Origin of the sequence: Rhizobium ruizarguesonis (assembly GCF_012349115.1) — a bacterium.
GTDB classification, from domain to species: domain Bacteria; phylum Pseudomonadota; class Alphaproteobacteria; order Rhizobiales; family Rhizobiaceae; genus Rhizobium; species Rhizobium ruizarguesonis.
Map to the genome: position 1 here is coordinate 57,849 of NZ_PQIG01000082.1, position 21,263 is coordinate 79,111.

Here is a 21,263-nt window from a genome sequence, read left to right on the forward strand (position 1 = left end):
CGTTACCCGTTATAGGCGGTGAGCTTGGCGCCGACCGGGACATTGGGGTCGGTGGCGTTTTCGGTGACGACGTAGTCGAGCGCGAATTTCGAGCCCTCCGGCGCTTTCACCCACTGCGTGCCGATGATCGGTCCGGGAGAGACGTTGGCGACGGGGCCGCTGGTGAAGTCGACCTTGCCGGCGATCGTGGTGGTCTTCAGCGTGCTGATCGCTTTGGCGACGGCCTCTTTGCTCTTGACGTCGGTGCTCGCCTTCAGCGCATCGAAGCCGGCGTCGAGAAGCGCAAGGCTGGCGCCGAGCTGCTGCGTCCACTGCTTGCCGCTGGCCGTCTCATAGCCGTCGGCGAGTTCGGTTCCGGAGACACCCGTGAGCGTGGATTTATAGGGGAAGGCCTTGTGCCAGTAGGCGGCGCTGCCGATGTTCAGGCCGAGGTCGCCGAGCGCCTCGATGTCGGACGGAAACAGGCCCGTCTTGGCGATTTGGCAGATCTTGATCTGCTGGGTGAGGCCCTGCTGCGCGGCCTGACGCCAGAAGGCGGCGAAATCAGGCGGTATCGGGAACGAATTGAAGATCTCCACGCCCTCCTGCCTGAAGAGAGCGATCTGCGCGGTAAAGTCGGTGGTTCCGGTTTCATAGGCTCCGGGATCGACGATGGTGAAGCCGGCCTTGGCGAGTGCCGGCGCCAGATGGGTGCGGATCGCATTGCCGTCGGCGTCGTTGGGATACATGACGCCGACCTTCTTGTTGGTCTCGATCAGGTTCCACTGCGAAACGTAGGCCTTGTGGAACTCTTCGACGCCGAAGCCGAAATGATAGGTCCACTTGAACGGCGAGGGCGCGCCCGGCTTGGCGCCGCGGCCGAAATACCAGGCTTCCCAGGGCATGACCGTCGAGAGGCAGGGAATGCCGGCCGCTTCGCAGGCATCGGCCACCGGATTGATGGTTTCGGGCGTCGAGACGGCGAGCATCAGGTCGATCGCCTGGTTGTTGATCAGGTCCTTCGCCAACTGGCCGGCACGCGATGGATCGGACTGGGTGTCCTGGTCGAGGATCTCAACCTTCCAGGTCTTGCCGCCTGCCTGCAGGCCGTTCGCCAGCGCCTTGCGCGCCAGTTCCAGCACGTAGCCGTCCGTCTCGCCGAAGCCGCCGAGAGGGCCGGTGCGCGGGCTGATGAAGCCGACCTTCAACGTATCGCCGCTCTCAGCGAAGGCCGTGCGGCCGGAAAGCGCCAGCGCCGCGCCGCCCGCCACGGTCGATGCGATGAAAGACCGGCGGCTCAGCGATGCCGTGTTGAATTTACCGCTGCGGAAAATGCCGTTCATGAATCATTCCTCCCTCTTGATCGGGCCTCCCAGCCCGTTCCCATTGTTCATTTCGGCCGATCTCAATTCAGATCGGGTAGTGCCGTTTTCCCGAGGCCATGGTGATCCATCTGAGCTCGGTGAATTCATCGATCGCGGCCTTGCCGCCGAAGCGGCCGTAGCCGCTTGATTTGACGCCGCCGAAGGGCATTTGCGGCTCGTCGGAGACGGTGGCTTCGTTGATGTGGCAGATGCCGGATTCGAGCCGCATGGCGACGGCAAGTGCTGCATTGACGTCGGCGCTGAAGACGGCGGCCGACAACCCGTATTCATTGTCGTTGGCAACCGTTACGGCCTCGTCGACGCTGCCGACCCGGATGATCGCGGCGACCGGTCCAAAACTCTCCTCGCGGTAGAGGCGCATGGCAGGCGTCACGTGATCAATGACGGTCGCGTCCATCAGCGTGCCGTTGGCCTGGCCGCCGCAGACGAGCACCGCGCCCTTTTGCAGGGCATCATCGACGAGCGACCGGACGCGTCGGACGGCCTCAGTGTTGATCAGCGTGCCGAGCGGCGTGTTGCCGTCCGTGGGATTGCCGGCGACGAGGGTTGCCGCTTTCGTGCGGAATTTGCCGACAAAGCCGTCGGCGATCTCGTCCATCAGGATGATCCGTTCGGTCGACATGCAGATCTGGCCCTGGTTCATGAAGGCGCCGAAGGCGGCCGCACGTACGGCCTCGTCGATATCGGCGTCGGCAAGGACGATGAACGGCGCCTTGCCGCCGAGTTCGAGCAGGCAGCGCTTGAGATGCCTTGCCGCGGACTCGGCAATGATCCGGCCGACACGGGTGGAGCCGGTGAAGTTGATGCGGCGCACCGCGGGATGGGCGATCAGGGCGTCGACGACAGCGGCGGCATCGCTCGGCGCATTGGAAACGACATTGATGACGCCGCGCGGAAAGCCGGCGTCACACAGAATGTCGCCGATCAGGCCATGGGTCTTCGGGCAGAGTTCGGAAGCCTTGAGGACGACGGTGTTACCGCAGGCAAGCGGCATGGCAACGGCGCGGGTGCCGAGAATAATAGGTGCATTCCAGGGGGCAATGCCGACGCAGACGCCTGCCGGCTGGCGGACCGCCATGGCGAGGCTTCCCGGAATGCCTGAAGGAATGAGCTCGCCTGATATTTGCGTGGTCATCGCCGCCGCCTCTCGAAGAATATCCGCGCCAAGGCCGCAATTGATCGCCGCCCACTGCGCGGTGGCGCCGGTTTCGCCGGTCATGGCGGCAACGAGTTCGGATGTGCGGGCCTCCAGGATGTCGGCTGCGGCATTCAGAAGCCTGCGCCGTTCGCCCGGGCCGGTCTGCGACCAGTCCGGAAAGGCTGCTGCTGCCGCATTGGCTGCCCTCGTCATGTCGGCAACGGATCCTGCCGAGGCGATCGTTGCGACGTCGCCGGTCAACGGATCGATGCGTTCGAAGGTGGCCCCTTCGGAAGCGTCCATCGCCTCGTTGTTGATCATCAGCTTTGCCGCGAACACTGTTCCACCCATTTGCCACGTATTGGCGCCACGTGTTGGCGCCAGATGCTGGTTTGCGTTGTTGCCATGGGAGAAAACGAGCGGACGCGGCGCCACGAGGGCTGCCTCACCGTTCCTGCATCTGTTGAAGTGCCTCCTCCCAAAGGCTGATGGGGATAAGGTTACGCCGATCGAGTGTGGATGGAATGCGATTTATTGGGTTAATATTGTAATTATCCGGCGATTACCGCATTGTTTGCTGCGGGAATGGAGGAAAAGCGTTGGCAACGGACGGGGGGATTCATCACTATGCCAGGGGCGAGTGGCACGGGCCGTCACTGTCGCACCGGCGCATCCGTTTTCAAAAGGGACTGTATTCAGATTTCCACCATTTCCTTCTGCTCGGGGAGGGGAGCGGGGAGCTTCACTTCGACAATGGCGAGCATCGGCCGCTGCACGGACCGTTGCTCGCCTTCCTGCCGCCGCAGGCGCGATGCGACCTGTCGATATCAGCTGGAACCGCGGCTCATCTGGTCGGCGCTTCGCCGCAGATCATGGTCGATGCGATCGGCGACAAGGTGGAATCCTATTCGCTGCGCATCTTCACCGAACAGCGCAAGCTGGTCGAGGCATTGGATCCCTTGGCTGTGGCCGAAATCAGCCCGCTGATTTCTGGTTTCGTGCGGGAACTCGGCGATCCCTCCCGCTCCTCCTGGATGGTCGCATCCGCTTACATCAGGCTCATCCTGATGGCGCTTTGGCGTGGGTCCGATGGCGAAAGAAGCGAGCAGCGCGGGCAGGGCGAAGTGGGATCGATTCTGCAGAGATATCGGCAGCTGGTCGAGGCGGGTTTCCGCCAGCACCGGCCGATCAGCGATTATGCCGCGGAGTTGGGCGTCACGGCCGACCGGCTTCATTCCATCTGCCAAAGGGCGCTCGGCCGCTCGCCGATCCAGCTGCTGCATGAGCGCGTGGTGCAGGAGGCAAAGCTGAGATTGGAGCGGTCGGCCCGCAATATCCAGGAAATCTCCGACAGCCTCGGCTTTCGCGACCCGACCTATTTCAGCCATTTCTTCAAGCGCAAGACCGGGCTTTCGCCCGCCGGCTACCGTGAGATCGCCCGCGCTTCAGCCGGCTTGGAAAACAGCATGCTGTCTTCGGGCTATGCCGATTGGCCTTAAGTTCAGAACTCGTCGACTGAATGGGACTGCAATTCACCCTAAAAGTGAGCGTGCGCATTGGAATTAAAATCAAAGTTTGTTTTCATCTATATTTAAAAGCAAGAAGACCAATGAGAACCGTTGGTCACCGAGATCGCAGCAATCCGCTTTTAAGCCGTCGCCCGCAATAGCCGCGAGGGGTGCGCGCTCCATGGAGGAGACGCACACCGTCACACAACTATCAGCGAAAACCGCCGCTGGCGGCCAATCGTTCGCCGCTCAGCCAGCGGGCATCGTCGGAAGCGAGGAAGACGGCGACACCGGCGATATCGTCCGGCTGGCCGATGCGGCCGAGCGGCGTCTGGGCGACCAGGGTCTCTTCGAAATCCGAGCCGATGACGCCGGCCGAGTGCGTGCCCTCGGTTTCGACTATCCCTGGCAGGATGGCGTTGACGCGGATCTTGCGCGGGCCGAGTTCCTTGGCAAGCACGCTGTTGATGCCCTCGACGGCTCCCTTCGTCCCGGTATAGACGGCGGAGGCCGGCGGCGCCAGACTGGTGACCACCGAGGAGATGTTGATGATGCTGCCGCCCTCGCCGAGATGCTTGACCGCTGCCTGGGTGGTCAAGAGAACGCCGAGAACATTCACGTCGAACATGCGACGATACTGGTCCTCGGTCACCTCACCGATCGGCGCGAATTCATAGACGCCGGAATTGTTGACCAGCACATCGAGCTTGCCGAACTCCTTGACCGCAGCATCGACCAGTCCCTGTGCCTCACTGGCCTTCGAAACATCGCCCTGCACCGCGATGGCTTTGCCACCGGCCGCGCTGATCGCCTGAACGACGGCGTCCGCTCCCGCCTTGCTCGAGGCGTAGTTGACCACCACTTGCGCACCCTCTGCTGCGAACGCCTTGGCAATCGCAGCGCCAATGCCTTTGGAGGCGCCCGTTACGACAGCGACCTTTCCTGTGAGCTTAGCCATTTATCGTTCCTTCCGATCTGGATAGCCGCCGGGATTGGCAAGCTTGTTCCATAGTTCAGAAATTCGGAACTGTTGATCTCGATGTCAAGGGACGCTATATAAAATTCATGAGACCGCTCTTTCACCCAGCCCTGGAGGACATCAAGCCCGAGGCGATCCTCTATGCGCTGTCCGATCCGGAGCGCGTTGCCATTTATGCAAAGCTTGCCGGCGCCAGCGGTGGCGGGACGTGCTCTGCGCTTGCCGATCTCGGCGACCGCGTCATTCCAAAGTCGTCGCTGTCCAACCATTTCAAGGTGCTGCGCGAGTCCGGGCTGATCGTGAGCGAGCGCCAGGGCGTGGAGATGCGCAATCAAACGCGCTGCACCGAGCTGGACGAACGCTTCCCGGGCCTGATCAAGGCCATTCTGACGGCTTACGGCCAGCTTCCAGGGCAGCCGAAGACGGATTGACGACCCTCTTCAGCCCTCTGCGCATCAGAAAAACGCGTGGGGCCGCAGGCAGGTCGGCAACAGCGAAGCGGGCTCAGCTTGCCTTGTATATCCGCTTCAACGCTGCCAGCAGCGCATCCATTTCGTCGCGCGAAAATAGGTCGATGAAACGCTGCTCGTGCTTGTCGATCAGCTCACGCGCCCGCGCGAGCATTGCGCGTCCCGCCTTCGTCAGATGAAGTTCCTGGCGCCGGCGGTCCGCCGCGGAGGGGCGGCGCTCGATCAGGTCGCGGGCGGCCAGCCTATTGACGAGGGCCATCATCGTCGCCCGGTCGGTGCCGAGCGTATTGGCAAGGTCGATCTGCGATGCGCCCGGATTGCCGGCGACGAGTTCCATCACCGCCAGCTGCTTCTGCGTCAGCGCCAGCTCCTCCATGGTTTCGGCGAAGTCGCGATAGACTGCGACATGCGCCATGCGCAGATGAAACCCCATCAGATCACCTAGCCTGCCGACGTCGAGGCCCGGCGTCACGGGAGCATCTTCGCCCTCGAAATCGTCCATCGGTGGTTTTGTGCTCATCGTTCGTTCTCGCCTCATCCAGGCGCCATAACCATCAAAATCAGCAGGTTAGTCAATATCCGTATTGCGGATTTCCCCGCGCCATTCGAGCGATCGGATTTGCCTTAAACAGCCTCTTGCATCTTGCTGGGGAAAGATATTAGTATGTGTTGCATACAAATTTGATGCCTGCCGCGGGGAGTGGCGGGCATGGGAGGAGAAAATGGCGCATTCCATTTCCGGGATGGCTTCGTCGGCGGATTGCGGACTGGTGACGGATGATCCGATCCTTTACCGCGCCCGCGTCGCGCCGGACCGTCCGGCTCTGTTCGAGATCGCCACCGACCGACAGCTCACCTATGCCGAGCTCGATGCGCGGATTGCCCGCTGCGCCGGCTTGCTGAGCGATGTGCTCGGAGCGCGCCGCAACGGGGGACGTGTCGCCATGCTGGCGCGCAATTCCATGGATTCGATCGTGCTTGCCTTTGCCTGCCAGCGTGCCGGCGCCGTTTACGTGCCGCTCAACTGGCGCCTCAACGCCGCCGAGCTTCGGCCGATCCTTGCCGATTGCGCGCCGGCGCTGCTGGTTCACGACGAGGAGTTCGCGGCAACCGTCGCCAGCCTGGTGAGCGCCGATCCTGAGATGGCGGTGATATCGACGGCCGGCGGTCCGGCCGGGCTTGCCGCGCGGATCGAGGCGAGCCTTGCGGCCGCTCCGGTGCCCGCCGATGCCGATGGCCCTTGTGTCCTTCTCTATACCTCGGGCACGACGGGACAGCCGAAGGGCGTCGTCATCACCCGCCGCAACGCCTTCTTTGCGGCTATCAATTTTTCCGTCGTCGGAGAGATCGGGCCGGGATCCGTCGCCCTGTGCGATCTGCCATTCTTCCATACGATCGGGCTGATCGCGGTGGCGCGAACCACATTGATGCTGGGCGGCACGCTCGTCGTCTCCGACCGCTTCACGCCGGCGCGGACGCTTGCAGCCCTTGCCGACCGGCAGCGTGCCGTCACCCATTATTTCGCGGTGCCGCAGATCGCGCTCGCCTTGCGCAACGATCCCGCCTATAGCGCCGCGGCTCTGGCCGGCCTGCATGCCCTTTTCGTCGGCGGCGCGCCGCTGACGCAGGCGCTGATCGAAAGTTATCTCGATGACGGCGTTGCGCTGGTCAACGGTTATGGCATGAGCGAGGCCGGAACGGTGCTGCACGTGCCGATCGATCGGCGCGCCGTGCAGGACAATCCCGGCAGCGTCGGTCTTCCCGCGCCATTGCTCGACATTCGTATCGTCGACGAGGACGGCCGGGAGGTTGATGAAGGCGAGATCGGCGAACTCTGGCTGCGCGGGCCGGCAGTGACGCCTGGCTACTGGAACAAGCCTCAGGAAACCGCTGCCGCCTTCACCGAGGGCTGGTACCGCACCGGCGATCTCGGCCGACGCGAAGCGAACGGCTTCTATCGCATCGTCGACCGGCTGAAGGACATGTACATCAGCGGCGGCGAGAACGTTTATCCCGCCGAGGTCGAAGCAGCACTCGCAAGTCATCCCGATATCCTCGACGCCGCAGTCGTCGGCATTCCCGACATCCGGTGGGGCGAATGCGGCCTCGCCTATGTGGTGCTGCGGCCGGGTGCCGTGGCAACGGGCGATGAGATCGCCGGTCATTGCGCGGCAAGGCTCGCCGCCTTCAAGCGCCCGGCGCGCATCCTCTTCGTCGAGGCCATTCCCCGCACCGCCTCCGGCAAGGTGCAGAAACATGTCCTGCGCCAGTTCCATTCCGACGAAACCCTTCAACGACAGGCCCCGTGAAGCGGCCCCCGGCATTCACGCCGAAACCAATGGAGTAAACTCATGACTGACATGCAATCACCGGTTCTGGTCGAATTCGATAACGGCATCGCCTTCGTGACCCTCAATCGTCCGGAAAAGCGCAATGCGATGAATCCGGCTTTGAATGCCCGGATGCTCGAAGTGCTCGACGAGCTCGAGGGCGACGAGCGTTGCGGCGTCCTCGTCCTGCGCGGCGCCGGCGAATCCTGGTCCGCCGGCATGGATCTGAAGGAATATTTCCGCGACAATGACGACAAGCCGCGCAATGCGACGCTGAAGGCGCGGCGGCAGTCCGGCGGCTGGTGGAGCCGGCTGATGTATTTCGAAAAGCCGACGATCGCCATGGTCAACGGCTGGTGCTTCGGCGGCGCCTTTACGCCGCTCGTTTCCTGCGATCTCGCCATCGCCGCCGAGGAGGCGAATTTCGGCCTTTCCGAGATCAACTGGGGCATTCTGCCGGGCGGCAACGTCACCCGCGCGGTCGCCGAAGTGATGCGCCATCGCGACGCTCTCTATTACATCATGACCGGCGAACTGTTCGGTGGACGCAAGGCCGCCGAAATGGGTCTCGTCAACGAAGCCGTGCCGCTGGCAGAGCTTGAAACCCGGGTCCGCAAGATCTGCGCCAGCCTGCTCGAAAAGAACCCGGTGACGCTGAAGGCCGCCAAGGACACCTACAAGCGCGTGCGCGACCTGCCCTGGGATCTCGCCGACGATTACATCTACGCCAAGCTGGAACAGATGCTGTTTCTCGACAAGACCAAGGGGCGCGACGAGGGGCTGAAGCAGTTCCTCGATGACAAGACCTATCAGCCGGGGCTCGGCGCCTACAAGCGCGGCCGCTGAGGACGAGCCCGGATCGCCGGGCCGTTCGCGAGCCGATCATAAGGAGGAGGAAAGCAATGAAGATCCATGCCGCGGTGGCGCGTGCGCCCCATAGGCCGTTTTCGCTGGAAAGTCTCGATCTGGAGGAGCCGCGCGAGGGTGAAATCCTGGTTCGCGTCGTGGCAACGGGGGTTTGCCACACCGATATCGTCATGCGTGACCAGCATCTGCCGGTGCCGCAGCCGGTCGTGCTCGGCCATGAAGGCGCCGGCATCGTCGAGCGTGTCGGACCGGGCGTTGCCAAGGTCAAGCCCGGCGATCACGTGGTCATGACCTTCAATTCCTGCGGTCATTGCCCGAGCTGCAACGATCACGAGGAGACCTATTGCCACGAATTCTTCCCGCGCAACTTCTTCGGTGCGCGCGCCGATGGTTCGAGCGGGCTCTCATGCGAGGGAGAGCGGGTTCACGGCAATATTTTCGGACAATCATCCTTCGCCAGCCACGCGCTGTGCCACGAGCGCAATATCGTGAAAGTGCCTGAGGATGCGGATCTCGCGCTGCTCGGGCCGCTTGCCTGCGGCATCCAGACCGGCGCCGGCGCGGTCATGAACGCGCTGAAGGTCGAGCCGGGTAAAGTGCTTGCGGTTTTCGGCATGGGCTCCGTCGGTCTTGCCGCCGTGATGGCGGCGCGGATCGTCGGCGCTTCACGGATCATCGCCGTCGATGTCAACGAGGCGCGGCTGGCACTTGCGGCGGAACTCGGCGCGACCGACATCGTCAACGGCAAGGCGAGCGACGCGGTTGCCGCGATCATTGCGCTGACCGGCGCCGGCGTCGATTATTCGATCGATGCCTCCGGCGTGCCCGCCGTCATCGACCAGTGCGTGCGGGTGCTGGCGCCGCGCGGCACCTGCGGCATCGTCGGGGCCTCGCCCCATGGCGCGACGCTGACGCTCGACCTCACCCATATCCTGTCCGGCGGGCGCCGGGTCCGCGGGATCGTCGAGGGCGATTCCAATCCCGACGTGCTGATCCCGTTGTTGATCGACCTCCATCGCCAGGGCCGCTTCCCCTTCGACCGGCTGATCACCTTCTATGATTTCGCCGACATCAACCAGGCGGTGGAGGATTCGGAAAAGGGCATCGTGCTGAAACCGGTCGTGCGTCAGCCGGCCGCCTGACACCGTTCAAGGGAGGAAACAATGAACACCGTCACCCCAATCGCCACCGATACCAGTTCCGATGCGATGAAGGCGCTGCTTGGCCGGCAAAGGGCGTCTTTCCTGAGGGAAGGACCGCCAGGCATCGACACCCGCATCGATCGTATCGATCGCGTCATCGCTCTTCTCGTCGACCATAAGGATGCGATTGCCGCTGCCCTGTCGGAGGATTTCGGCAGCCGCAGTGTCGAGGCGAGCCTGCTTCTCGACGTCTTTACCTGCGTCGGTTCGCTCAAATATGCCAAGGCCCATCTTGCCGAATGGCTGAAGCCCGAGCAGCACGAAGCATTGTTCCCGGACGCGGTGGCCGAAGTGGTCTATCAGCCGAAGGGGGTTGTCGGAATCCTGAGCCCGTGGAATTTCCCCTATCAGCTCGCCCTTGCGCCGCTTGCCGGCATTCTCGCCGCCGGCAACCGCGCCATGATCAAGCCGTCTGAGGTGACGCCGGCCTCGGCCGCCTTGATGGCGGAACTCATCGCCGGCGCTTTCGACGAAACGGAAATCGCCGTCGTTCAGGGCGGACCGGCCACGGGCACGGCCTTTACGTCACTTGCCTTCGACCATCTGATCTTCACTGGCGGAACCGCAATCGCCCATCACGTCATGCGCGCCGCGGCGGAAAACCTGACGCCGCTGACGCTTGAGCTCGGCGGAAAATCACCTGTCGTCGTCGGCCGCTCGGCCGACCTCGCCGACGCGGCGCGCCGTGTCATGACCGTCAAGACGCTGAACGCCGGCCAGATCTGCCTTGCGCCGGACCATGTCTATGTGCCCGAGGAAAGCGTCGAGGCCTTTGCCGGGCACGCGGTCGCGGCGGTCGGCGCGATGTATCCGGCGCTGAAGGAAAATCCTGATTACACCTCGATCGTCAACGCCCGCCATCTCGCCCGCATCCAGGGCCTGATCGACGATGCCAGGGTCAAGGGCGCCCGTGTCGTCGAGATCAACCCGGCGGCAGAGAATTTCTCCCAGCAATCGGCCCACCGCATGCCGCCGGCCCTGATCCTCGATCCCACGGAAGACATGCGCGTGCTGCAGGAAGAAATCTTCGGACCGGTGCTGCCGGTCCTTCCCTATCGCGATATCGCCGACGTCATCGATCGTATCAATGCCAAGCCGCGCCCGCTCGCTCTCTATTACTTCAGCCAGGATCAGCAAGAGGAGGCCCGCGTCCTGGACAACACGACCTCCGGCGGTGTGACGGTCAACGACTGCATGAGCCACGTCACGGCGGAAGGCCTGCCCTTCGGCGGCGTCGGCCATTCGGGCATGGGCGCTTATCACGGCAAGTTCGGCTTCCTCGCCTTCTCGCATCCGCGTGCCGTCTATCATCAGAGCAGGATGGTGGAGGCGGAATACATGATGCGGCCGCCTTATGGCGAGGCGATGCGCGGCTTCTTGGCGGCGGCGATCTGCAAGTAGAAGAAGCGGCGGGCGATGCCGTCGGCAGCCTCGGCTGCTGACGGCATGACGCGCAGCGCTGTGGGTTCGCGACCGCTCGGCTCAGGGAATGGCCCGATTGCGCAGACTTATCCGGATAACGCTATATTTTGTCATCAGGCTACGTGTCCTGATGCAGAGGATGCCGATATTAAACATGCCTTATGCATCGGGTGCTAGCCGTTGAACCGCAGGGCATTGCGGACATGAGGTCTCCTGCCGTCCTGGGGCATGACCTTTCAATTCCGGTTTCGCGTATTTCTCATGTCGTCAAATCTGGCAGCAGGCCGTGCGTGCCCATACCTCATCATCGCGGCAGTCGCCGCTTTCCTGTCGTCGCATTGCTGCCGACCGGCCTGGAGACGCAACTGCTGACGAATATAGCCTGATGGGTCTGCGATTTAACGAAGCTCAAACCAGTGTTGCCCTATGATTGGCTCGGTACATGTATTGGAAGGTGGATCCAACGCAGTGAATGGCATCTGGACGCAATTCGGTGGCAACCTGTCATTCGTGTGCCTGGCGATTTCGCTCTGGGCGCATTTCTCGATCCAATTTCAGCGTCGTTCGGTCACACAGGAAAAAATCGCCTTCGGAATCATAGCCGGCGGCGCCTCCATCGGGTCCATATTGCTGGCCGTCGAAGTCAATCCCGGCATTTATATCGACATCCGCTTTTCGCCGCTTGCTTTGGCGGGCATGTTCGGCGGACCGATCGCGGCCGCCTTTGCGGCGTCGCTGGCGATGGTCTTCCGCTTCTGGGTCGGCGGCGCGGCAATGATCGACGGTCTGATCGCAATTGCTGTCGCGACCGGTATCGGCCTGGCTGCCAACGTCTGGATCCGGAAGAGATCTCCCGAGCTCATAGACGTTGCGCTGCTGAGCCTCGCGCTCGGCGGCGCACTTATTGTTTTGATGGCGGTGCTTCCCACCCTGGTGCACGCCCGCGTATTGGCCATCATCGGTCTGCCGATGACGGTATTGAACTGCCTGGCGACGGTGCTGTGTGGTTTCGTTCTGTTGAAGACGCAACAATGGGAGCTGGAGCGAAGCATCCTGGTGACCGCATTTTCGCAGTCGCCCGATTATCTCTACGTGAAGGACCGAAACAGCCGGTTCATCACCGTCAATGAAAATATGATCCGCCTTTTTCGTTTCAGAACCACGGCGGAGATGACCGGATTGTCGGATTTCAATCTTATCTCGCGGCCGCGCGCAGAAGAATTTTATTATCTCGAACAGCAGGTCATGGACACCGGGGTGCCCCTGATCGACTCCGTCGAGCGTATCGATGACAGATACCTGCTCGCCTCCAAGGTGCCGCTGAAGGATAGGCAGGGACGGGTGATCGGCCTGGCCGGCGTCACGCGTGACGTGACGGAGCGGACTGCTCTGGAGCGGGAATTGCGCAAGAGCAAGAACCTGCTGTCACATGCGATGGCCGGCATGTCCGATGGCATCGCCATGTACGACAGCAAGGGTTTTCTCGTTTTTTGCAACGACCAGTATCGCGCCGCCTTTCCGCTATCCGGAGACGCCCGCGTGGTTGGCGCTCATATCAGCGACATCCTTCGCCGCGTTGCCGAAACCGGCGAGCGCACGGGTATCCCGGACGCTGACCGCGAAGAGTGGATCAGGTCCGTCAGTGCTACGTTGCACAGCAACAAGGACGAAGAGGTTCAGCTTCACAACGGCGACTGGCGCAGCATCCGGACAAGGTTAGCGGAAGACGGCACAGCGATGGCCGTTGTCTCGGACATCACCGCGACCAAGCAGGCGGAAATCGCCCTCCGGCTGTCGGCGGAGCAGCTGAAGAATCTCGCCGAGACCGATGGGCTCACCGGCATGGTCAACCGCCGGGCCTTCGACGAGGCTTTCGCCCGCGAGACCGCAGGCAGCGCCAGGAAAAACACGCCGTTCAGCCTTCTGATGGTCGATATCGACCGCTTCAAGGCCTATAACGACACATATGGTCATCCCGCCGGAGACCAATGCCTGCGTGTCGTCAGCAGGTGCCTGCGCCAGTCCGTAAGCCGCCCGGCAGACATCGTCGCACGCTACGGCGGAGAGGAATTCGTGGTTCTGCTGCCTGCAACCAGTGCGAAGGGGGCGATGATCGTTGCCGAACAGTTCGCGCGTCTCCTAAGCCAGGAGAATATCGTTCATACCGGCAGCGAATTCGGCCGGGTGACCGCCAGCATCGGCATATCCTGTGCAACGGGAGCCACCTTGAGGATCAACCCGAACCGCCTCCTGAGCGAGGCGGATGCCGCGCTCTACGACGCCAAGACGCAAGGCCGCAATCGCATCCTGGCACATTCGCCCGAGGAGCGGCACGCCATCAAGGACGTCGGCTAGTCGAATCCTTGATAGGTTTTTCCTATCGAGCCATCGCGCGTGCGCCCTTGATGTTTCCCCCGCTTCGACAATACAGGGCGCATGGACACAAAATTCATTGGTAAGAAATCGGCAGCAGCCGGCGGCTGGGGCGCTTTGAAGAGCTGCGGCAAGCGATTGCTGCAAAGCGGCATGCCGATTTCAGGGGCGCGGACGATGCTAAAGGCGAACCAGCCGGATGGTTTCGATTGCCCGGGCTGCGCCTGGGGCGATCCGGAGCACGGATCGTCGTTCGAGTTCTGCGAGAACGGCGTGAAGGCCATCGCCTGGGAAGCGACGGAGAAGCGGGCAACGCCCGCCTTCTTCGCCGAAAACACTTTATCGCAGCTTCGCCAGCTGACGGACTATGAACTGGAACTCAACGGCCGCCTGACGCATCCGATGCGCTACGATGCGGCGAGCGACCGTTACCTGCCGGTCGCATGGGAGGATGCCTTTGCCGAGATCGGCAGCATTCTGAGGGGGTTCGATAGCCCCAACCGGGCGGAATTCTACACTTCGGGCCGGGCGAGCAACGAGGCCGCCTTCCTGTACCAGCTGTTCGTGCGCGTCTACGGCACCAACAATTTTCCCGACTGCTCCAACATGTGCCACGAGGCGAGCGGCATCGCCATGCGCCAGGCGGTCGGTGTCGGCAAAGGCACCGTGCTGCTGGAGGATTTCGAAGAGGCCGACGCGATCTTCGTGATCGGGCAGAACCCGGGCACCAACCATCCACGGATGCTCGGCGACTTGCGCCGGGCGGCGATCCGCGGCGCGCGCGTGGTCGTCTTCAATCCCATCCGCGAACGCGGCCTGGAACGCTTCTCCGACCCGCAGGATAAGGTCGAGATGCTGCGCGGCGGTTCGACCGATATCGCCAGCCTTTATCTGCAGCCACAGCTCGGCGGCGACATGGCCGCGGTGCGCGGGATGGCAAAGGCCGTGCTGGCCGCGGAGGACGCAGCGGTCGCCGCCGGCCTACCCTCCGTTCTCGACCACGCATTTCTCGCCGAACACTGCGTGGGCTTTGCGCACTACCGGGCAGCGGTCGAGGCGACGAGCTGGGCCGAGATCGAGGACCAGTCGGGACTGAGCCGGCAGGAGATCGAACGGGCGGCCGATGTCTATGTCAACGCCGAGCGGGTCATCTGCACCTGGGCGATGGGCGTGACCCAGCATCTGCATTCCGTGGCGACGATCCGCGAGATCGCCAATTTCATGTTTCTGCGCGGCAATATCGGCCGGCCGGGTGCCGGCCTTTGCCCGGTTCGCGGCCATTCCAACGTGCAAGGCGACCGTACGGTTGGCATCAACGAAAAGCCATCGGACGATTTCCTCGATGCGCTGGAGAAGCATTTTCGCTTCACCGTTCCCCGCGAACATGGCCACAATGTCCTTGCCGCGATCGGAGCGATGCTCGATGGCTCGGCTGAGGCCTTCATCGGGCTTGGCGGCAATTTCGCCCGCGCCACGCCCGACAGCGCACTCGTTGAAAAGGCGCTGCGGCGGCTGAAGCTGACGGTGCATATCGCGACCAAACCCAACCATTCGCATCTCATGCCCGGTGAGGTGGCCTTCATCCTGCCGTGCCTCGGGCGCACCGAGATCGATCTGAACGCGGCGGGCAACTCACAGCTCATAAGCGTCGAGGATTCGATGAGCATGGTGCATGGTTCCGCCGGCATCAATCGTCCGGCCTCACCGCATCTCCTCTCGGAAGTCGCCATCATCGCCGGCATTGCCCAGGCGACGGTCGGCTCCGCCGTGGTCGACTGGGCAGAGCTTGCCGACGACCACGACCGTATCCGCGATCATATCGAGGCGACCATTCCAGGTTTCGAAAACTACAATGCGCGCCTGCGCAAGCCGCGCGGTTTTCACCTGCGCAACACGGCCGCCCATCGGGAGTGGGATACGCCGGCAGGCAAGGCATCGTTCTCTTCGGAAGCGCTTCCCGACGAGACGGTGCATCAGCGGGCGCGAAAGGGCGAGGGGCGTTTCGCCCTGCAGACGTTCCGGTCGCACGATCAATACAATACGACGGTTTACGGTCTCGATGACCGATACCGCGGCGTGTATGGGGAACGGCAGGTCATCTTCATTCATCCAGCCGACCTGAAGGCGATGAATGCCGAGGCCGGTGACCGGGTCGACGTGGTCGGCGAGCATGATGACGGTATCGAGCGCATCGCTGAGAATTTTCGCTTTGTGCCCTATGACATTCCGCGAGGAAGCATCGCGGGTTATTATCCCGAGCTGAACGTGCTTGTGCCGCTTGGCAGCGCGGGCGTGGAAAGCGATACGCCCACCTCGAAATCCATCATGGTGTCCTTCCGCCGGCGAAAAGCCGCGTGAGCGAAGAGGCCTCCGACGCCGATCGCTTTCTCGCTCTCGTCGCTGCGGCGCAAGTCAGGGATATCAGGCTGACATCCATACAGGCCGGTCTCCTGGTCGCCGCGGATCTGGGGATTGCCCGTGACAGCCGCGCCTTTGCGCGCCTGCTGGGGATCGCGCATTCTCTCGTGCTCAGGGAACTCAACGTCCTGGCGGAACGCGAAGGGGTGCTGCAGATCGTGAAGCGGGATCTAAGGACGATGAGAGTGCATTACACATTGCCGCCGCGGGACGAGGCGTAAACACCCCTGCGCCGCAAGCCGCGGCCGCTAGCGGCGGATCACGCGCTTCCTGGTGTCGGAAGGGTATTCTCCGTAGGTGGTTTTATAGACTGCGGAAAACCGGCCGAAATGAAAGAAGCCCCATTTGAGGCAGATGGCCTTCATGGTCTCCTTGCTCTCGGGATCGAGCAGATCCTGGCGCGCGGCACGCAGCCGAAGCGTCAGCAGATAGACGGCGGGAGAGGTTCCCCTGAACGCACGAAAACCGGTTTCGAGCGCCCGGCTGGATACGCCGGCGGCTTCGGCCACCTTCGGCATGGTGATCGGCTGATCGATATTGGCGTGCATAAATTCGATCGCCCTGCGGACATGCCGGGGCGCGATCAGGGCGGGCCTATTCTCCAGGAAATGCGACAGCCGGTGCGGCACCAGGCGCACGACCAGATCGGCCAGCGCCTGCGTCATATGCGCCATGGCGATCGGCGACTGCAGCAAGGGGCCATCGTCGCGCATGCCTAGGATGATCGTTTCCGTAAGGTTGCCGATCAGCTGGCCTTCCGGCTTTGACAGATCCAGTTCCGGCAGCAGGTCGAGGGAGCCGCTGAACGGCATCTCGAAAGTCTGGCCGATCGTCTGCAGGATGAGAGGCCAGTTGATCAGCAACTCGTCGATGACGTTCGATCGCCCATGCATGATGACGCTGTTGGGCTCGAAATTATTATAAAGTAGCAATTTGCCTTGCCCGGCCTCGGCGACGCGGGACCCATAGGTGACCCCCATGCCGCCGCTGCGCGGCACGACGATCGACAGATACTCCGCCGTATCGACGGTCGGCTCGATATTGAACTGAAACTCCGCCTCATGATAACCGGTGAGCAGGACGGCGTTGTCACCTACCGAGAAATCCAGTCCCCAATGGAAGTCCTGGGCGCGGCCGACAGGCTCGGCATCAAAGGCGCCAAAAGCGCCGCCCAGCGTTTCGACCATGTTGTCGAAGGACGAACCACTAAATCGAAATGAAAATGGCGCAGTGCTATTTTCAGTCATGCTGCTCCCATTGTTCGATCTGGCTGTTTCGGCATGCTCTTTTCCACTGCTCGCAGGTGCCAGCGCGACGCGCGGCCGACCCGAATGTCGGATTTGTGCGCGTACCTCTGCCAGCCTTGCCGGTCGTCATGGATGGTCGTCCCCCGCCGCGGCGCTTCATCTGACTCCGCAGACGGAATGGATGAGCGGGGCTTGGATGTATATTAGACGATTGTTGGATAAAGTGCAGCAGCTTGCAGCGGAGCAGGTGGATCTCCGCGTGATACCGGCATCGAGATCAGCGGTTTGTCCCAGCTGATGCAGGCCGAATCCGGGCATGGTAAACGTCAAAAAGACCAGCCCGTTGAATGCATTAGTTCCCATCCAGATCAGGAACTGACAGAATCCGCGGCCATTGGCAAGACGTCACGCTACCGGTTATGACGACAACCCGCTGATAAAACGATTACGCTGAAAGAGCGATTTTACGGCTGTATCCGCCACGCCACAGGTTCAACCGCGGCGATCCTGCCGAGATGCATTCATCTGAAGCTTGTCGAGAGCGCCCCCAGTTCGAAAGCCGCGCAGTCGCCTGCCGAAGGGTCTTAGTGGACCGCTTAAAGATGGCCTTCGGCAGGCAGACAGGCATGCAAGCATACGCACGGGATGGAGTGCGTATGTACGATCCCTTCCATCCTTTGGGGGGTCATGGGATGGACGGGCTTGGCTTTGGGACCGCAAACCATCATGGTCTTGGTCGGATTTCATCTTACTGTTCCTTAGCTATGGAGCAATTGTCGGGCCCCGATATTGTCGACCAATCGGCTTTTCGTGACGCAGTCTGGACTGACCTTGCGCAAAATGTACATCAACCGGCCCCGCTGAAGCCGCCTGTTGCGCGCAATGAACGCCGGCATGATGCTGCCGGGTGCGATGCATTCGGTTTGGGCTGAGCAATGATTTTCTTACTGAAGGCACAAGCGACGGATCGTTTCCAACACGCCTATGTCGACGTCAAGATGATCTGCTTCCGCGACACTCGCGGACATCGCTCTGTCTCCGGGGATACGGACTCCCTTGGAACGCAGCCGTTGCAATTGGGCCTTGGCGCGCTCCGGGAATTCCGAATCCGCAGCCGCGGGAAAGAGGGCGATCACGGTCATTCCCGCATTCACCGGGTGCTCGCCCGAGAGAAAGTGGCCGGCATCGAGCGACCAGGCGGCCCCCGAAAGACCCGCGGACAGCATCTCGACGATAAGGGCGATATTGCCGCCTTTATAACCGCCGAAGGGCAGGAGAGCACCGAGCATTGCCTTGACCGGATCGGTGGTGATGGCGCCCGTCTCGTCGATGGCTATGCCGTGAGCAATCGGCGACTGCGCCTTTGCCGCCTCGGCAAGCGTTATGAACGCCGTCGCACTCGTCGCCTGGTCGATGACGACAGGCGGCAAGGGTTCCGGCAGGGGCACGCCGAAAGCGAGCGGATTGGTGCAGTAGACGCGCTCCCCGCCCTCGGCGGCGGCCATCAATGCCGGTCCGTTGGCGGCGGCGACGGACATCAACCCGTCCTGGGCCAGGCGTCGGACGTAATATCCCAATTCCCCGGCGGTATAGCTGTTTCTTTGTGTGAGGACTGAGATGCCGAAGGTTTTCACGCACTTTACGAAGTCGTCGTAAATGAGATCAAACCCGAGTTGCGCTATGCCGCCATCCGCATCGGCCCGAATCAGGGCCGGCAGCACATGGTCGAACCGGGGCTTGGCATCTCCGTTGATCCGCCTATCGCGCAGGCTGGTGAGATAATCGACGAAATGCGGAAAACTAAGCTCGGTGCGACCGAAGCAGGCGGCCGACAGCGTTGCATCGACGAGCGCTTTCGCCATGGCCGGGCTGCTGCCGCAGGCAAGGCAGGCGTCGTGCGCCAGGTGACGGAGTTCGTCGATTGGCATTCTTATCCTCTGCCCGGCCATCACAGCTCCAATGCCGCTCGTCTGCCCTCATAGAAGGCATAAGGCGCCTGGCGCGGCGCAGCGCAGTCCCCGATCTCCACCACCTGACGATCGTTTGAACGCAGTTCATCACCCAACCAATTTGCTGCCGCATTGGTGGTGGCGAGCACCAGGCTGTCGCCTTCCTCGAAGAAACGCTCGCCGGTATTGTGATCCAGCAGGGTGACGCCATTGCCGTGCCATTCCAGCACGCTGACCTCCAGAAGCCATTTGACGCCCAGCGTCTTCAACGTCCGGCGCAGCGGGACGTCGGCGGTGGTGCGCTGAAGTTCTTTGCCGATGAACGGGTCGGGCGAGAGCATCGTCACCAGGTGCCCATCTTCGGCGAGCTTCCAGGCGGTTCCGCAGCCGCGCCAGCCGCCGCCCTCGTCCAGCAGCAGAACTCTCTTCCCTGGCCTTGACTGCCGCGCCATGACGGCCTCGACGGTGAAGACGTTTCCTTTTTCGATGCCGGGCAGCGTCGCGACTGAGGGCAGAGCCTTCTGGAAGCCGGTTTCGGGTGAATAGGAACCCGTTGCCAGGATGACGGCGTCTGCGCCGATGGTTTCGACATCCGATGCTTCGACATAAGAGTTGAGCCGGATATCGACGCCGAGCTTCGTCAGCTGCCGCTCGTACCAGCCGATGAGCTCGAGGATCTGCGCCCGGCGAGGCTGCTTTCCAGCAAGCAGGAAATTGCCGCCGAGCCGGCTGGATGCTTCGGCGAGGATGACCCGGTGGCCCCTTTCAGCGGCGGCGCGGGCGGCTTCCAGGCCAGCAGGCCCGGCGCCGACCACCAGCACCGTCCTCGGCTGGCCGGCCGGTGCGAATCGGTCGCCGCCCCACTGGTATTCCCGTCCGGCCGATGGGTTGATGAGACAGCTTATCCAATAATCGCGCGAACGCCGGCCCCAGCACATCTGGTTGCACGAAATGCAGCCACGAACATCGTCGGGGCGGTCCTCGCCGGCTTTTCGAGCCAGATGCGGATCGGCAATCTGGCCGCGCACGATTGAGACGAGGTCCGCCGCTCCTTCTCCAAGAACGGTCTCGCCGTTCTCCGGCGTTCTGATATGGCTTTCGGCAATGACGAGCGCATGTTTGACGGATCGCCTGATCGTTGCGGCAAGATCGGCGCCGAGCTTCTCCTGGTAGAGGAATGTCGGCATCAGCTTGTGGAAGTCGAGATAGCCGCCCGAACCGCAGGTCACATAGTCGACGAGGCCGAGATCGTCATGGAGAGCGAGGATCTCGGCAAGCTTGTCCCGCGTCAGCGCAACGCTATGATCGGGCTCATCGCTGATCGCAAGCCCGATGATGAAATCCTGACCGCACACTGCCCGGATGCGGCTCATGATTTCCCGTGAGAAGCGGGTCCGGTTCTCCAGCGAACCACCCCATTGATCCTCTCGCCGGTTCGACCAAGGCGTCCAGAACTGCTCGATCAGGCCGAGATAAGCCGCCCAGACTTCGACGCCATCGAAACCGGCCTCGCGACAGCGCCGCGCCGCCTGCACGAAGCCGTCGATGGTTTCCCAAATCTCAGCCTCGCTCATGGAATGCGAGCCATCGCTGTCGTGATAACTGGGCAAGCCGGAAGGAGACCAATGCGGGTGGTATGAATTATCGGAATCCCCATGCGCGCCGACATGGTAGAGCTGCTGGATGGCGACCGCACCGTTTTCCTTGATCGCGGTCGTGACCTTGCTGAAGTGAGGGATCACGCTGTCGTCGCCGGGAAGAAAATTTCCGCGCGTCAGCACGGCCGCGGGATGCGCCGGCATCGGTTCGACCACGATCATTGCGGCGCCACCGATCGCGCGCTCGGCATAATAGGCGACGTGGCGTTCGCCGGGTACACCGTCGCTCGCCATGTTTGCCGTATGCGCTCCGAAGACGATCCTGTTGCGCAAGGTGTGTCCGCGCAGGCCGATCGGCGAAAACAGACGCGGGAAGAGTTTTGACATGGTGATCCACA

16 protein-coding genes are annotated in these 21,263 nt (G+C 62.3%); 9 read left to right on the forward strand and 7 right to left on the reverse strand.

Annotation, left to right across the window (positions count from 1 at the left end):
- Positions 1-2 precede the first annotated feature (2 nt).
- Both C3Y91_RS19050 and C3Y91_RS19055 read right to left on the reverse strand, forming a co-directional pair.
- Entirely contained in the window at positions 3-1,322 is a 1,320-nt protein-coding gene (locus C3Y91_RS19050) for an ABC transporter substrate-binding protein (RefSeq protein WP_130697438.1), read from the reverse strand.
- Between the two features lie 67 nt (positions 1,323-1,389).
- Positions 1,390-2,853 carry an aldehyde dehydrogenase gene (locus C3Y91_RS19055; RefSeq protein WP_130690092.1) on the reverse strand — a complete coding sequence of 488 codons (1,464 nt, stop codon included), beginning with the start codon at positions 2,851-2,853 and terminating at the stop codon, positions 1,390-1,392.
- Positions 2,854-3,101: 248 nt separating this feature from the next.
- Here C3Y91_RS19055 and C3Y91_RS19060 point away from each other — a divergent pair, with 248 nt between their 5' ends.
- Entirely contained in the window at positions 3,102-4,001 is a 900-nt protein-coding gene (locus C3Y91_RS19060; RefSeq protein WP_018071424.1) for a helix-turn-helix transcriptional regulator, read from the forward strand.
- 220 nt (positions 4,002-4,221) lie between these two features.
- Here the strand turns inward: C3Y91_RS19060 and C3Y91_RS19065 are convergent, their stop codons facing one another.
- Positions 4,222-4,968: a glucose 1-dehydrogenase gene (locus C3Y91_RS19065; RefSeq protein WP_027687982.1), complete on the reverse strand. Its 747-nt coding sequence runs from the start codon at positions 4,966-4,968 to the stop codon at positions 4,222-4,224.
- A 107-nt stretch (positions 4,969-5,075) separates the two neighbouring features.
- On the opposite strand from C3Y91_RS19065, the gene C3Y91_RS19070 reads away from it, so the two are divergent.
- Positions 5,076-5,420 carry an ArsR/SmtB family transcription factor gene (locus C3Y91_RS19070; protein WP_018480267.1) on the forward strand — a complete coding sequence of 115 codons (345 nt, stop codon included), beginning with the start codon at positions 5,076-5,078 and terminating at the stop codon, positions 5,418-5,420.
- Between the two features lie 73 nt (positions 5,421-5,493).
- On the opposite strand, the gene C3Y91_RS19075 is transcribed toward C3Y91_RS19070, so the two are convergent.
- Positions 5,494-5,979, reverse strand: coding sequence for a MarR family winged helix-turn-helix transcriptional regulator (locus C3Y91_RS19075; RefSeq protein WP_168575690.1), 486 nt, complete (start codon positions 5,977-5,979; stop codon positions 5,494-5,496).
- A gap of 202 nt (positions 5,980-6,181) precedes the next feature.
- Between C3Y91_RS19075 and C3Y91_RS19080 the strand changes: the two genes are divergently transcribed.
- From C3Y91_RS19080 to C3Y91_RS19110, 7 genes are all read left to right on the forward strand, one after another.
- Positions 6,182-7,768: an AMP-binding protein gene (locus C3Y91_RS19080; RefSeq protein WP_168575691.1), complete on the forward strand. Its 1,587-nt coding sequence runs from the start codon at positions 6,182-6,184 to the stop codon at positions 7,766-7,768.
- Between the two features lie 42 nt (positions 7,769-7,810).
- The gene (locus C3Y91_RS19085; RefSeq protein WP_018071429.1) at positions 7,811-8,635 is read left to right on the forward strand and encodes a p-hydroxycinnamoyl CoA hydratase/lyase; all 825 of its coding nucleotides are present in this window, start codon (positions 7,811-7,813) and stop codon (positions 8,633-8,635) included.
- A gap of 56 nt (positions 8,636-8,691) precedes the next feature.
- Complete coding sequence (locus tag C3Y91_RS19090; RefSeq protein WP_168575692.1) at positions 8,692-9,798, forward strand: NAD(P)-dependent alcohol dehydrogenase; 1,107 nt, start codon at positions 8,692-8,694, stop codon at positions 9,796-9,798.
- A gap of 21 nt (positions 9,799-9,819) precedes the next feature.
- Positions 9,820-11,259: a coniferyl aldehyde dehydrogenase gene (locus C3Y91_RS19095; protein WP_130687333.1), complete on the forward strand. Its 1,440-nt coding sequence runs from the start codon at positions 9,820-9,822 to the stop codon at positions 11,257-11,259.
- Positions 11,260-11,706: 447 nt separating this feature from the next.
- A complete protein-coding gene (locus tag C3Y91_RS19100) occupies positions 11,707-13,635 on the forward strand; it encodes a diguanylate cyclase (protein ID WP_168575693.1) in 1,929 nt (642 codons plus the stop codon).
- Positions 13,636-13,716: 81 nt separating this feature from the next.
- Positions 13,717-16,011 (forward strand): FdhF/YdeP family oxidoreductase, encoded by a 2,295-nt coding sequence (locus C3Y91_RS19105; protein WP_168575694.1) that lies wholly within the window; start codon positions 13,717-13,719, stop codon positions 16,009-16,011.
- Positions 16,008-16,292, forward strand: a complete 285-nt coding sequence (locus tag C3Y91_RS19110; RefSeq protein WP_024321413.1) for a hypothetical protein — start codon at positions 16,008-16,010, stop codon at positions 16,290-16,292. The genes C3Y91_RS19105 and C3Y91_RS19110 overlap by 4 nt, the downstream gene beginning before the upstream one ends.
- Positions 16,293-16,319: 27 nt before the next feature.
- Here C3Y91_RS19110 and C3Y91_RS19115 read toward each other — a convergent pair whose 3' ends face one another.
- The 3 genes from C3Y91_RS19115 to C3Y91_RS19125 all read right to left on the reverse strand — a co-directional run bounded on the left by C3Y91_RS19115 (position 16,320) and on the right by C3Y91_RS19125 (position 21,252).
- Positions 16,320-17,318: an AraC family transcriptional regulator gene (locus C3Y91_RS19115; protein WP_024321412.1), complete on the reverse strand. Its 999-nt coding sequence runs from the start codon at positions 17,316-17,318 to the stop codon at positions 16,320-16,322.
- A 944-nt stretch (positions 17,319-18,262) separates the two neighbouring features.
- Entirely contained in the window at positions 18,263-19,267 is a 1,005-nt protein-coding gene (locus C3Y91_RS19120; RefSeq protein WP_018071436.1) for an Ldh family oxidoreductase, read from the reverse strand.
- Positions 19,267-21,252: an oxidoreductase gene (locus tag C3Y91_RS19125; RefSeq protein WP_018071437.1), complete on the reverse strand. Its 1,986-nt coding sequence runs from the start codon at positions 21,250-21,252 to the stop codon at positions 19,267-19,269. Before C3Y91_RS19125 ends, C3Y91_RS19120 begins: the two co-directional genes overlap by 1 nt.
- Between the last annotated feature and the right edge of the window lie 11 nt (positions 21,253-21,263).

Coding starts and splice junctions, on each gene's coding strand:
- C3Y91_RS19115 (WP_024321412.1), bottom strand. CDS start 17,318: ATGACTGAAAATAGCACTGCGCCATTTTCATTTCGATTTAGTGGTTCG.
- C3Y91_RS19050 (WP_130697438.1), bottom strand. CDS start 1,322: ATGAACGGCATTTTCCGCAGCGGTAAATTCAACACGGCATCGCTGAGC.
- C3Y91_RS19080 (WP_168575691.1), top strand. CDS start 6,182: ATGGCGCATTCCATTTCCGGGATGGCTTCGTCGGCGGATTGCGGACTG.
- C3Y91_RS19125 (WP_018071437.1), bottom strand. CDS start 21,252: ATGTCAAAACTCTTCCCGCGTCTGTTTTCGCCGATCGGCCTGCGCGGA.
- C3Y91_RS19090 (WP_168575692.1), top strand. CDS start 8,692: ATGAAGATCCATGCCGCGGTGGCGCGTGCGCCCCATAGGCCGTTTTCG.
- C3Y91_RS19055 (WP_130690092.1), bottom strand. CDS start 2,853: ATGGGTGGAACAGTGTTCGCGGCAAAGCTGATGATCAACAACGAGGCG.
- C3Y91_RS19070 (WP_018480267.1), top strand. CDS start 5,076: ATGAGACCGCTCTTTCACCCAGCCCTGGAGGACATCAAGCCCGAGGCG.
- C3Y91_RS19105 (WP_168575694.1), top strand. CDS start 13,717: ATGGACACAAAATTCATTGGTAAGAAATCGGCAGCAGCCGGCGGCTGG.
- C3Y91_RS19120 (WP_018071436.1), bottom strand. CDS start 19,267: ATGGCCGGGCAGAGGATAAGAATGCCAATCGACGAACTCCGTCACCTG.
- C3Y91_RS19065 (WP_027687982.1), bottom strand. CDS start 4,968: ATGGCTAAGCTCACAGGAAAGGTCGCTGTCGTAACGGGCGCCTCCAAA.
- C3Y91_RS19100 (WP_168575693.1), top strand. CDS start 11,707: ATGATTGGCTCGGTACATGTATTGGAAGGTGGATCCAACGCAGTGAAT.
- C3Y91_RS19095 (WP_130687333.1), top strand. CDS start 9,820: ATGAACACCGTCACCCCAATCGCCACCGATACCAGTTCCGATGCGATG.
- C3Y91_RS19085 (WP_018071429.1), top strand. CDS start 7,811: ATGACTGACATGCAATCACCGGTTCTGGTCGAATTCGATAACGGCATC.
- C3Y91_RS19075 (WP_168575690.1), bottom strand. CDS start 5,979: ATGAGCACAAAACCACCGATGGACGATTTCGAGGGCGAAGATGCTCCC.